The organism is Pseudomonas sp. TE3644, assembly GCF_056278815.1.
The window spans coordinates 4,572,872-4,584,591 of sequence record NZ_JBWBQF010000001.1; the positions used below are offsets into that span (position 1 = coordinate 4,572,872).

Annotated in this window: 12 protein-coding genes; 2 read left to right on the forward strand and 10 right to left on the reverse strand. The window is 65.1% G+C overall.

Annotation, left to right across the window (positions count from 1 at the left end; translation table 11 throughout):
- From ccmI to ccmA, 9 genes are read right to left on the reverse strand one after another with little or no spacing between them, the layout of a single operon-like run.
- On the reverse strand, window positions 1–1,203 hold the full coding sequence (ccmI, locus tag ACZ9GA_RS20060) for a c-type cytochrome biogenesis protein CcmI (RefSeq protein ID WP_457361069.1): 1,203 nt from the start codon (window positions 1,201–1,203) through the stop codon (window positions 1–3).
- Complete coding sequence (locus tag ACZ9GA_RS20065; RefSeq protein WP_457361068.1) at window positions 1,200–1,670, reverse strand: cytochrome c-type biogenesis protein; 471 nt, start codon at window positions 1,668–1,670, stop codon at window positions 1,200–1,202. The genes ccmI and ACZ9GA_RS20065 overlap by 4 nt, the downstream gene beginning before the upstream one ends.
- A complete protein-coding gene (locus ACZ9GA_RS20070) occupies window positions 1,667–2,203 on the reverse strand; it encodes a DsbE family thiol:disulfide interchange protein (RefSeq protein ID WP_455921454.1) in 537 nt (178 codons plus the stop codon). Before ACZ9GA_RS20070 ends, ACZ9GA_RS20065 begins: the two co-directional genes overlap by 4 nt.
- A complete protein-coding gene (locus ACZ9GA_RS20075; protein WP_457361067.1) occupies window positions 2,200–4,173 on the reverse strand; it encodes a heme lyase CcmF/NrfE family subunit in 1,974 nt (657 codons plus the stop codon). The genes ACZ9GA_RS20070 and ACZ9GA_RS20075 overlap by 4 nt, the downstream gene beginning before the upstream one ends.
- A 4-nt stretch (window positions 4,174–4,177) precedes the next feature.
- A complete protein-coding gene (gene ccmE, locus ACZ9GA_RS20080) occupies window positions 4,178–4,645 on the reverse strand; it encodes a cytochrome c maturation protein CcmE (protein ID WP_457361066.1) in 468 nt (155 codons plus the stop codon).
- Window positions 4,642–4,818, reverse strand: coding sequence for a heme exporter protein CcmD (gene ccmD, locus ACZ9GA_RS20085; protein WP_457361065.1), 177 nt, complete (start codon window positions 4,816–4,818; stop codon window positions 4,642–4,644). Before ccmD ends, ccmE begins: the two co-directional genes overlap by 4 nt.
- Window positions 4,815–5,573, reverse strand: a complete 759-nt coding sequence (locus ACZ9GA_RS20090) for a heme ABC transporter permease (protein WP_457363687.1) — start codon at window positions 5,571–5,573, stop codon at window positions 4,815–4,817. The genes ccmD and ACZ9GA_RS20090 overlap by 4 nt, the downstream gene beginning before the upstream one ends.
- Window positions 5,574–5,631: 58 nt before the next feature.
- Entirely contained in the window at window positions 5,632–6,303 is a 672-nt protein-coding gene (gene ccmB, locus ACZ9GA_RS20095; protein ID WP_457361064.1) for a heme exporter protein CcmB, read from the reverse strand.
- Window positions 6,300–6,869, reverse strand: a complete 570-nt coding sequence (ccmA, locus tag ACZ9GA_RS20100) for a cytochrome c biogenesis heme-transporting ATPase CcmA (RefSeq protein ID WP_457363686.1) — start codon at window positions 6,867–6,869, stop codon at window positions 6,300–6,302. The genes ccmB and ccmA overlap by 4 nt, the downstream gene beginning before the upstream one ends.
- A 254-nt stretch (window positions 6,870–7,123) precedes the next feature.
- Between ccmA and fliK the strand changes: the two genes are divergently transcribed.
- Window positions 7,124–8,683 (forward strand): flagellar hook-length control protein FliK, encoded by a 1,560-nt coding sequence (fliK, locus tag ACZ9GA_RS20105; RefSeq protein WP_457361063.1) that lies wholly within the window; start codon window positions 7,124–7,126, stop codon window positions 8,681–8,683.
- Complete coding sequence (locus ACZ9GA_RS20110; RefSeq protein ID WP_457361062.1) at window positions 8,680–8,997, forward strand: EscU/YscU/HrcU family type III secretion system export apparatus switch protein; 318 nt, start codon at window positions 8,680–8,682, stop codon at window positions 8,995–8,997. Before fliK ends, ACZ9GA_RS20110 begins: the two co-directional genes overlap by 4 nt.
- A gap of 689 nt (window positions 8,998–9,686) precedes the next feature.
- Here the strand turns inward: ACZ9GA_RS20110 and uvrB are convergent.
- Entirely contained in the window at window positions 9,687–11,702 is a 2,016-nt protein-coding gene (gene uvrB / locus ACZ9GA_RS20115; RefSeq protein ID WP_457361061.1) for an excinuclease ABC subunit UvrB, read from the reverse strand.
- Window positions 11,703–11,720 lie beyond the last annotated feature (18 nt).

Below are 11,720 nucleotides of genomic sequence, written 5' to 3' on the forward strand. Positions count from 1 at the left end.
TCAGAGATCCGGGCTGTCGATGGTCAGGTTTTGTGGCGCGGTGGTGTCGCTGGCCAGGGGCTGGCTGCGCCCTACCCATTCGCCCTTGGTCGGTTGGCCGGCACGGGAGATGCGCGCCACCAATTGGACCTCGGGAAAGTTCGACAGTTTCAGTTGCGGCATCATCGCGTCGTTGTCGCTGAGCTCGACACTGGCGGGCAGGTCCGCCACGGTCAGGCGCTTGACCGCCAACGGCATGGGCGGGCCGGACGAGGCGCGGGCGAAGATGAACACGCTGTCGCCGGGCTGCACCTTGGCCTTGAGCTCGGCGCCCAGGTCGACATGCACCTTGAGCAGCGCCGCGGCTTTCTCAGCCGGGGCCGCTGCCAACTGGCCGCCGCCGGAAGTCAGCTTGTCGGCAGCACGTTTGATGCCCCCCTCCAGCGCTGTGCGCGACGGATCACCGGCCGGCAACAGGGCCAGCAGGCGCTGCCAGTAGTCCACGGCTTCCTGATAGCGCTGGCCTTCAAAGGCAGCGATGCCGCGCAGGCCCAAGCTGGTGACTTCCTTGGGGTCGGCCTTCAAAGCTTCGTCGGTCAGCGCCTGGATCTCGGGCGACCACTGCTTGTTGCTGGCGAAGTATTGAGCCTGGGCCAATTGCCCCAGTACTTCAGGCTGGCGCCCGGCCACGGCCAGGGTCTGCTGGAACAACCGCGCGGCATCGGCCGGGCGGTTTTGCGACATGTACGTGCGCCCAAGGAAGAACAGGCCTTCGGCCGACTCCGGCTGGGCGGCGACGGCGCGTTCCAGGCGGTGGGTCATCTCTTCCATGGACTTGGGCGGCGTGGCGAATTCGCGGGTCAGTTCGACCTTGTCGCTGGCACCAAAATGCAAATACAGGCCCAAACCCAGCACCGGCACCAGCACGGCCGCCAACAACGGCAGCGGCCGGCCCAGGCGCGACACGCGGCCCTGATCGGCACCTTCGGTGTCGGCCAGCAATTCACGGGCGGCTTCGGCGCGGCCGGCCTCCAGTTGCTCGGCGCTGAGCACACCTTCGCGCTGTTGCGCTGCCAGTTCGGCGATGCGCTCCTGATACAGCGCCACGTTCAGGGCGGTACGGTCTTCTTCACGCTGCACGCGACGGCCGCGCACAACCGGGATCAGCAGAAAGCCCAGGGCAACCAGTAGCAGCAGCCCGGTGGCAAGCCAGAAATCAATCATGGGTGGTCTTTATCCAACAAGGTGGCGAGGCGCGCGCGCTCTTCGGGGGACAGCTGGGGCTCGGCGTCGGGGCCGCTGTGTTTACGGCGGCGCACGATCAGCAGGATCACGCCCACGCCCGCCACCAGCAACAGGCCCGGGCCGAACCACAGCAGCCAGGTGCGGGCGGTGAGTGCCGGCTTGTAGCGCACGAACTCACCGTAGCGGTCGACCATGAACTCGACAATCTGCTGGTTGTTCTTGCCCTCGCCCAGCATGCGGAAGATTTCCCGGCGCAGGTCGGCGGCAATCGGCGCGTTGGAGTCGGCGATGTCCTGGTTCTGGCATTTGGGGCAGCGCAGCTCTTGGGTCAGCTCGCGGTAGCGATCACGCTCGGCGTCATTGGCAAACTGGTAGGTGTCGATGGCCGCCTGGGCCACGCCACACAGGCCCAGCGCCAGGCCGGCGGCGGCAAGCCAACGCTTCATGGGCGGGCCTCGTCGACCAACGCCTGGTACTGGCTGGCCAGTTGCTCGCGCCACACGGTGTCGTCGATCACGCCCACGTGCTTGAAGCGGATCACGCCCTTGGCGTCGATCAGGAAGGTTTCCGGCGCGCCGTACACGCCCAGGTTCAGGCCCAGGCCGCCCTGCTCGTCGTTGATGTTGATCTGGTAGGGGTTGTGGAAATCCTGCAGCCACTTCAGCGCGGCGGCATTGTCGTCCTTGTAGTTGACGCCGTAGATCACCACGCCCTGCTGGGCCAGTTTGGTCAGCACCGGGTGCTCGACCCGACAGGAAATGCACCAGGTGCCCCAGACGTTGACCAGCGCCGGCTTGCCTTTGAGGTCAGCTTCGGTCAGCGGCTTGCCGTCCTGCACCGACGGCAGCGCGAACGCCGGGAACGGCTTGCCGATCATGGCCGACGGCAGCTCCGAGGGGTCCAGGTACAGGCCACGGTAGAGGAACACCGCCACCACCAAGAACAGTGCCAGCGGCACCAACAACATCCAGCGCTTCATGCCGCTGCTCCTTCCAGACCCAACACATCACGCACCTTGGCGCGTACTTTGACCCGATAACGACGGTCCATCGCCGCCAGCGCACCGCCCAGGGCGGTCAGCAGGCCGCCGAACCAGATCCAGCGCACGAACGGCTTGACGTGCACGCGCACCGCCCAGGCACCGTTCTGCAACGGCTCGCCGAGGGCCACGTACAAGTCGCGGGTGAAACCGCCATCAATACCGGCCTCGGTCATCATCGACTGCTGCACGGTGTACAGGCGCTTTTCCGGGTACAGCACGGTCACGTCCTTGCCATCCTTGCTGACGCGCAGGGTGCCGCGGTCCGCCGTGAAGTTAGGGCCGCGGTAGTGCTGGGCGCCGTCGAAAATGAAGTGGTAACCGGCCAGGTCCACGGCATCGCCCGGCGCCATGCGCAGGTCGCGCTGGGCGCTGTGGCTGCTCGACAGCACCACACCCAGGGCGCACACGGCCATGCCCAGGTGGGCCAGGTGCATGCCCCAGTAACTGCGGGTCAGGCCACGGGCGCCCTTGAGCAGGCCTTTGTGGCGAGTCTTGTCGAACAGGTCGCGCACGCCGGCCAGCAGCACCCAGGCCGCCAGGGCGAACACGGTGAGGATGGCCCAGTCGAAATTGTCCACCAGCAGGCCGCCGACCGGCGCCAGCACCGCGGCGCCGATCAGCACCGGGGTGAGCATGCCGCGCAGCCATTGCAGTGGGGTGTCTTTCCAGCGCACCAGCACGCCCACGGCCATCACCACCATGAGGATGCCCATCAGCGGCACGAACAGCGCGTTGAAATACGGCGGGCCCACCGACAGTTTGGCGCCGCTGATGGCGTCCAGCACCAGCGGGTACAGGGTGCCCAGCAGGATCATCGAGGCGGCCACCACCAGCACCAGGTTATTGCCCAGCAGCAGCGTTTCGCGCGACCACAGGCCAAAGCCCACGTGGCTCTTGACCACCGGGGCGCGCAGGGCGAACAGGGTCAGCGAGCCGCCGACCACGCACAGCAGGAAGATCAGGATGAATACGCCACGCGCCGGGTCCGAGGCGAACGCGTGCACCGACGTCAGCACGCCGGAACGGACCAGGAAGGTGCCCAGCAGGCTCAGCGAGAAGGCCGCGATGGCCAGCAGCACGGTCCAGCTTTTGAACACGCCACGCTTTTCCGTGACGGCCAGCGAGTGAATCAGCGCAGTACCCACCAGCCACGGCATGAACGAGGCGTTTTCCACCGGGTCCCAGAACCACCAGCCGCCCCAGCCCAATTCGTAGTAGGCCCACCAGGAGCCCAAGGTGATACCGAAGCCCAGGAAACTCCAGGCGACGATGGTCCACGGCCGCGACCAGCGCGCCCAGGCCGCATCCAGACGGCCGCCCAGCAAGGCGGCGATGGCGAAGGCGAAGGCCACCGAAAAACCCACGTAGCCCATGTACAACATCGGCGGGTGGATGATCAGGCCGGGGTCCTGCAGCAAGGGATTGAGGTCGGCGCCGTTCGACGGCACCTGGGGCAGGATGCGCGAGAACGGGTTGGAGGTCAGGATCAGGAACAGCAAAAAGCCGGTGCTGATCATGCCCATCACCGCCAGCACGCGGGCCAGCATCACTTGCGGCAGTTGCCGCGAGAACACCGACACGGCAAAGGTCCAGCCGCCCAGGATCAGCGCCCACAGCAGCAGCGAGCCTTCGTGGGCGCCCCACACGGCGCTGAACTTGTAGTACCAGGGCAAGGCGCTGTTGGAGTTGTTGGCCACGTAGCCGACCGAAAAGTCATCGGTCATGAAGCTGTAGGTCAGGCTGCCAAAGGCAAACACCAGGAAAAAGAACTGCCCCCAGGCCGCTGGCTGGGCCAGGGCCATCCATTGCCGGTCGCCGCGCCAGGCGCCGAACAGCGGGACGGTGGCCTGCACCAGGGCGAAGCACAGGGCCAGGATCATGGCCAGATGGCCGAGTTCGGGAATCATCGGTTCAACCTTCCTTGCCGGGCGCGGCAGCCGGGTTTGCGGCCGACTGGCCGCTGTCCTTGAGCGCCTTGGTGACTTCCGGCGGCATGTATTTCTCGTCGTGCTTGGCCAGGATCTGATCGGCCACTACCACGCCATTGGCGTCCAGCTTGCCCAGGGCAACGATGCCCTGCCCTTCGCGGAACAGGTCCGGGAGGATGCCGCGGTAGCTGATGGTGACGTTCTTGTTGAAGTCGGTGACCACGAAGCGCACGTCCAGCGAGTCGGCCGAACGCACCAGCGAGCCCTTCTCCACCATGCCGCCGGCACGGATGCGGGTGTCAACCGGCGCTTCGCCGTTGGCGATCTGGGTGGGGGTGTAGAACAGGTTGATGTTCTGTTGCAGCGCGCTCAGGGCCAGGCCCACGGCCACGCCCAGGCCCACCAGCAGGCCGACGATGATCAACAGACGTTTCTTGCGCAGCGGATTCACTTGCCTTTCTCCCGGCGCAGACGGCGCGCCTCTTCCTGCAAATAGCGTCGACGCGCCAGCACGGGCGCGGCGATGTTGTTCACCAGCACCACCAGGCAGATGCCGTAGGCCGACCAGACGTAGGCACCATGATGGCCCATGGCGAGAAAATCGCCGAATGAAGCGAAATTCATACTCGACCCTCCAGCGCCTGCGCCACTTCAGCCTTGGCCCAGCTGCTGCGGGCTTCGCGCTTGAGCACTTCCAGGCGCATGCGCATCAGCAGCACGGCGCCGAAGAAGCAATAGAATCCCAGCGCGGTAAACAGCAGCGGCAGCCACATTTCCGGCGGCATGTCCGGTTTTTTGGTCAGGCTGAAGGTGGCGCCCTGGTGCAGGGTGCTCCACCACTGCACCGAGTACTTGATGATCGGGATGTTCACCACGCCCACCAGCGCCAGCACCGCGCAGGCCTTGGCGGCGCTGTCGCGGTTGCTGATGGCATGGCCCAGGGCAATCAGGCCCACGTAGAGGAACAGCAGGATCAGCATTGAGGTCAGCCGCGCATCCCACACCCAGAACGTGCCCCAGGTGGGCTTGCCCCAGATGGAGCCGGTGAGCAGCGCCAGGGCGGTCATCCAGGCGCCGATGCGCGCCCCGCATTGCAAGGCGATGTCGGCGATTTTCATCTTCCACACCAGCCCCACCAGGCCGGCGATGGCGATCATCACGTAGCAGGACTGCGCCAGCATGGCGGCCGGCACGTGGATATAGATGATGCGGAAACTATTGCCCTGCTGGTAGTCCTGGGGCGCGAAGGCCAGGCCCCAGACCACGCCGATGGCCAACAGCACGGCGGCGGCCACGCTGAGCCAGGGCAGCAGGCGGCCGCTGATGCCGTAGAACCACTTCGGCGAGCCAAGTTTGTGAAACCATGTCCAACTGATCACGCTGCTATTCATCACGGTGCATCCTGAAACGTGCCGGCCCTCTTGGAGGCCGGCTTCATTATTCGCCGACGCTGATCTTCAGGCCAGCGGCTATCGCAAAGGGTGTCAAAGTAACCGCGAGTGCGGTCAGGCTACCCAGCCACAGCAGGTAACCGGCGCTCGGCATGCCTTGCAGCGCCGCTTGCAAAGCGCCGCTGCCAAGGATCAAGACCGGGATGTACAACGGCAGAATCACCAGCGCCAGCAGCAGCCCACCACGTTTGAGGCCCACCGTCAGCGCGGCGCCCACGGCGCCCAACAGGCTGAGCACGGGCGTGCCCAGCAATAAAGAGGCTAGCAGCACTGGCAGGCAGGCGACCGGCAAACCCAGCATCAACGCCAGCAGCGGCGACAGCAGCACCAGTGACAGCCCGGAAAACGCCCAGTGCGCCAATACTTTAGCCAGCACCAGCAGGGGCAGCGGATGGGGTGACAGTACCCATTGTTCGAGTGAGCCGTCCTCGAAATCGCTGCGAAACAGCCCATCCAGCGACAACAGCACCGACAACAGCGCCGCCACCCATACCAGCCCCGGCGACAGCGTGCGCAGCAACTGCGCTTCCGGGCCCACGGCCAGCGGGAACAGGGCGATGACGATGGCAAAGAATACCAGTGGGTTGATCAACTCCGCAGGACGACGCACCAGCAGGCGGGCCTCGCGCTTGAGCAGGGTGATGAATACGCCGCTCATGCTGCCCACCCTGCCAGATCGAGTTCGCGGTAGCCGGCCGGTTTTACCGTCAGCGTGTGGTGCGTGGTCAGCACCACCATGCCGCCCTGTTCGCAGTGGGCGGCCAGATGGGCCTCCAGCTGCGCAACGCCCTGCTTGTCGAGGGCAGTGAAGGGCTCGTCTAGCATCCACAGCGGCGGCGCGGGCAGGTAAAGCCGCGCCAGGGCCACGCGGCGCTGCTGGCCGGCGGACAGGGTGTGGCACGGCACATCCTCGAAACCGCGCAGGCCCACGGCCTCCAGCGCCCGCCAGATGGCATCGCGGTCGGCGTGGTGATGCAGGGCGCACAGCCAGGTCAGGTTCTCTTCGGCGGTGAGCACGTCCTTGATACCGGCGGCGTGGCCGATCCACAGCAGTTGTGCGCCCTGGCCTTGCAACGGCTTGCCGCCCAGCAGCACCTGACCGGCAGTGGGTTGCATCAAACCGGCAAGCAAGCGCAGCAGGCTGGTCTTGCCGCTGCCGTTGGGGCCGCTGATCTGCACCATGTCACCGGCCCCGACGGACAGTTCGAGGTGCTCGAACAGCATCCGCCAGTCGCGCTCGCACGCCAGTGCCTGGGCTTGGAGAGGAAGAGTCAATCGATGGCCTTATCAATCGGATGAAGGGTACAGCTGCGGTTCAAGTGCGCGCCGCCGTTGCCGTTAAACTGGCAACGGCGCATTTTTTGCAAAGCTGACACCTTCAGCAGCGCACACTGTATACAGACTTTGAAAAAGTTGGTGCCGCATTATACATATCGCCCCCTACTGCCATCATGGCAATTTCCACAGGCCAGGTTCCCATGACAAGTGACATCGCCGGTCTTTCCTCGCTGCTGTCCAGCCCCGGCGCCTTGCGCACTGCGGCCAGCAGTGGCGACGTACTGAAAGTGCTGACGCCGCTGACCAGCCTGCTGGATGTCGGTGACAGCGCCAGCGGCCAGGTGCTGTCGAGTAAAGGCGGTACTGGCCAGACTTTCCAGGTGGTGCTGTCGCTGATAACCAGCAGCGGCGAACAGGCCACCGTGCAGGCCACCAGCAAACAGCCGCTGACCCAGGGCACCCAGGTGACCGTGACGCAACTGGCCTCCGGCAACCTGGCCGTGACGGTGCAGCAGGCCAAGAGCAACAGCGTCGCCACCTTGACCCAACTCGATACCCAGCAACTGCCGGTGGGCACCCTGGTGCAGGGCAAGGTGATCAGCAGCCAGTTGCAGCCGCAGCTGGGCACTTACCGCTCGCTGGTCACCCTGATGAACACCGCCATGGCCGGCAGTACCCTGGAAATCGACAGCCCCGGGCCGCTGCGCCTGGGCAGTTTGCTCAGCGCCCAGGTGCAGGGCTCGCAAAGCCTGGCCTTCGTGCCTTTGAGCGGCCGCCTCGAACAACTGGCCGTAAACCAGCAATTACAGGCTCAACAAAGCCGTCAAGGTTCGCTGGAAGGCCTGTTGGCGACCCTGCAAAACCTGGGGGACAGCAGCGAGGTGGGTGACGACCTGCGCGCCAGCGCCAACCGCCTGCTGGCCAGCCTGCCGGACATCCGCCAGTTGACCGACGCCCGCGGCGTGGCCCAGGCGCTGAATGCCAGCGGCCTGTTCCTGGAGGCGCAACTGGCCACGCCCCAGGGGGGCGCGCTGCCGGACGATCTTAAAAGCAGCCTGCTGCGCCTGGTGGCGCAGATCTTGCCCAACCTGCCCGGCAACGCCCCGTTCAATCCGGCCGATGCCGCCAAGGCGCTGGCTAACGCGCTGCCCGGCTATGTGCGCAGTGCGCTCGGCACCTTGGGCCAGGTCGGCGAGAAGCCGGCCAACGGGTTTCCGCTGCCGGCGCGGCTGCTGGGCAGTTTCGATGGCGAGAATGATCTGGAGCACTTGCTGCGCCTGGCCTCCGCCGCCGTGTCGCGCCTGCAGAGCCACCAGTTGTCCAGCCTGGAACAGAGCGGCATGAGCGATGACGGCAAGATCCTGACCACCTGGCAGTTGGAAATCCCCATGCGCAATCAGCAGGACATCGTGCCCTTGCAAGTGCGCGTGCAGCGCGAGGACGAACCCAACGAACCGCGCCAGCAGGCCGAACAGCCGCCCGAACAGCGCGACCCGCTGTGGCGCGTGGAACTGGCTTTCGACCTTGACCCGCTGGGCCCATTGCAAATCCAGGCACAACTGCTGCGTGGCAGCCTCAGCGGCCAGCTGTGGGCGCAATGGCCGGCCACCGCGCAGCTGATCGACAGCCAACTGGGCAACCTGCGCGAACGCCTGCTGGCCCAGGGCCTGGCCGTCACCGAACTGCACTGCCACCAGGGCACCCCGCCCCAGGGGCCGCGCACGCAACTGGAACAACGCTGGGTGGACGAAACCGCATGAACCACACCCCTCCCCGCCAGGCCATCGCCCTGACCTACGACGGCCAACAGGCACCGACACTGACCGCCAAGGGTGATGACGAACTGGCCGAAGCCATTCTGGCCATAGCGCGGGAATATGAAGTGCCGATCTACGAGAACGCCGAGCTGGTGAAGCTGCTGGCGCGGTTGGAATTGGGCGACAGTATCCCCGAGGCGCTGTACCGCACCATTGCCGAGATCATTGCCTTTGCGTGGAATTTGAAGGGCAAGTACCCGCAGGGGTTTGATGCGGATCCCGAGCCGGTGGAGCGTGACATCACCCCGCGGGGTTGATGCACAGGCCTGTAGCCGCTGCCGAAGGCTGCGCGGGCCCGTGTGGACACCGGAGATTTCCAGCAGGGCTGAACCTGTGGGACCGGGCGTAGCTCGGGAACGGGCCAAACTGGATACCGCGTCGCCTGCTTCCCGAGCTTCGCCCGGTCCCACAGACAACGCAGCATGCGTAGCCGCTGCCGAAGGCTGCGCTGGGCCTTGTGGACACTGGAGATTTCCAGCGGGGCTGAACCTGTGGGACCGGGCGTAGCTCGGGAATGGGCCAACTTGGATACCGCGCCGCCTGCTTCCCGAGCTTCGCCCGGTCCCACAGACAACGCAGCATGCGTAGCCGCTGCCGAAGGCTGCGCTGGGCCTTGTGGACACTGGAGATTTCCAGCGGGGCTGAGGGCCAGCGCAGCCTGGCGGCAGCGGCTACAGAGCGGATCCTGCGGGACCTGGCGTAGCTCGGGAACGGGCCAACTTGGATACCGCGTCGTCCGCTTCCCGAGCTTCGCCCGGTCCCACAGACAACCGCAGTACGCGTAGCCGCTGCCGAAGGCTGCGCTGGCCCGTGTGGACACTGGAGATTTCCAGCGGGGCTGAACCTGTGGGACCGGGCGTAGCTCGGGAACGGGCCAAACTGGATACCGCGTCGCCTGCTTCCCGAGCTTCGCCCGGTCCCACAGACAACCGCAGCGGCTAAAGGGCTAGACGTTCAGCAAGCGCTCGCGCAGTTTGGCAATTTCGTCGCGCATCTGCGCCGCCGCTTCGAACTCCAGGTCGCGGGCCAGCTGGTACATTTTTTCTTCCAGCTGACGGATGCGCTTGGTGATCTCGCTCGGCGAGCGCAGTTCGTTTTCGTACTTGGCGTTTTCTTCCGCGGCCTTGGCCATGCCTTTGCGCTTCTTGCTGCGCGAACCGGGGACGGTGGCGCCTTCCATGATGTCGGCCACGTCCTTGACCACACCCTGGGGCGTGATGCCGTTGGCCTCGTTGAAGGCCACCTGCTTCTCGCGACGACGCTCGGTCTCACCAATCGCGCGCTCCATCGATCCGGTCATGCGGTCGGCGTACAGGATTGCCCGGCCATTGAGGTTACGTGCCGCCCGGCCAATCGTCTGAATCAACGAGCGGTCCGAACGCAGGAAGCCTTCCTTGTCAGCATCAAGGATCGCCACCAGCGACACCTCGGGCATGTCCAACCCCTCGCGCAGCAGGTTGATGCCCACCAATACATCAAAGGTACCCAACCGCAGGTCGCGGATAATTTCCACCCGCTCCACGGTATCAATATCCGAGTGCAGGTAGCGCACCTTCACATCATGGTCGGCCAAGTAATCGGTGAGGTCTTCGGCCATGCGCTTGGTCAGCACCGTGACCAGCACGCGCTCCTCGATGGCCACCTGCTTGCGGATCTCCGACAACAAGTCGTCCACCTGAGTCAGCGCCGGCCGCACCTCGACCAGCGGATCAACCAGGCCGGTGGGGCGCACAACCTGTTCGATCACACGGCCAGCATGCTCTTCTTCGTATTTGCCTGGCGTGGCCGAGACGAAGATGGTCTGCGGGCTCACCCCTTCCCACTCGTCAAAACGCATGGGTCGGTTGTCCAGCGCCGATGGCAGGCGGAAGCCGTACTCCACCAGGGTTTCCTTGCGCGAGCGGTCGCCCTTGTACATCGCCCCCACCTGGGGAACGCTGACGTGGGATTCGTCGATCACCAGCAGCGCATCCGGTGGCAGGTAGTCATACAAGGTGGGCGGCGGCGCACCCGCCGGGCGGCCCGACAGGTAGCGCGAGTAGTTTTCGATGCCGTTGCAGTAGCCCAGCTCCAGGATCATCTCCAGGTCAAAGCGGGTGCGCTGCTCCAGGCGCTGCGCCTCGACCAGCTTGTTGTTGTCGCGAAGGTAGTCCAGGCGCTCCTTCAACTCCTCCTTGATGCCCTCCATCGCGTCCAGCAGCGTTTCGCGCGGCGTCACGTAGTGGCTCTTGGGGTAGAAGGTGAAGCGCGGCAGCTTGCGGATCACCTCGCCGGTCAGCGGATCGAACGCCGATAGGCTCTCCACTTCGTCGTCGAACAGCTCGATACGGATGGCTTCCAGGTCCGATTCGGCCGGGTACACATCGATCACGTCGCCGCGCACACGGAAGGTGGCACGGGCAAAATCCATCTCGTTGCGCGTGTACTGCAGGTCAGCCAGGCGGCGCAGCAGCGCACGCTGGTCGAGTTTGTCGCCGCGGTCCACGTGCAGCACCATCTTCAAGTACGTCTCGGGGCTGCCCAGGCCGTAGATGCACGACACCGTGGTGACGATGATGGCGTCCTTGCGCTCCAGCAGCGCCTTGGTGGCCGACAGCCGCATCTGCTCGATGTGGTCGTTGATGGACGAGTCCTTCTCGATGAAGGTGTCCGAGGACGGCACGTAGGCTTCGGGTTGGTAGTAGTCGTAGTAGGAAACGAAATATTCCACGGCGTTATTGGGGAAAAACGCCTTGAATTCGCCGTACAACTGCGCCGCCAGGGTCTTGTTGGGCGCCAGCACCAGGGTTGGCCGCTGCACCTGGCTGATCACGTTGGCGATGCTGAAAGTCTTGCCCGAGCCCGTCACGCCGAGCAAGGTCTGGTGCGCAAGGCCCGCCTCGATACCTTCCACCATCAGGCGAATGGCCTCGGGCTGGTCGCCGGCGGGCTGGAAACGGGTGACGAGCTGGAACTCGGACATGACGAACCTCTTGGGTCA

What these genes read in the sequence shown, in the direction of transcription:
- ccmI (WP_457361069.1), bottom strand. Translation starts at nt 1,203, where the DNA reads ATGATTGATTTCTGGCTTGCCACCGGGCTGCTGCTACTGGTTGCCCTG.
- ACZ9GA_RS20065 (WP_457361068.1), bottom strand. Translation starts at nt 1,670, where the DNA reads ATGAAGCGTTGGCTTGCCGCCGCCGGCCTGGCGCTGGGCCTGTGTGGC.
- ACZ9GA_RS20070 (WP_455921454.1), bottom strand. Translation starts at nt 2,203, where the DNA reads ATGAAGCGCTGGATGTTGTTGGTGCCGCTGGCACTGTTCTTGGTGGTG.
- ACZ9GA_RS20075 (WP_457361067.1), bottom strand. Translation starts at nt 4,173, where the DNA reads ATGATTCCCGAACTCGGCCATCTGGCCATGATCCTGGCCCTGTGCTTC.
- ccmD (WP_457361065.1), bottom strand. Translation starts at nt 4,818, where the DNA reads ATGAATTTCGCTTCATTCGGCGATTTTCTCGCCATGGGCCATCATGGT.
- ccmB (WP_457361064.1), bottom strand. Translation starts at nt 6,303, where the DNA reads ATGAGCGGCGTATTCATCACCCTGCTCAAGCGCGAGGCCCGCCTGCTG.
- ccmA (WP_457363686.1), bottom strand. Translation starts at nt 6,869, where the DNA reads ATGCTGTTCGAGCACCTCGAACTGTCCGTCGGGGCCGGTGACATGGTG.
- fliK (WP_457361063.1), top strand. Translation starts at nt 7,124, where the DNA reads ATGACAAGTGACATCGCCGGTCTTTCCTCGCTGCTGTCCAGCCCCGGC.
- ACZ9GA_RS20110 (WP_457361062.1), top strand. Translation starts at nt 8,680, where the DNA reads ATGAACCACACCCCTCCCCGCCAGGCCATCGCCCTGACCTACGACGGC.
- uvrB (WP_457361061.1), bottom strand. Translation starts at nt 11,702, where the DNA reads ATGTCCGAGTTCCAGCTCGTCACCCGTTTCCAGCCCGCCGGCGACCAG.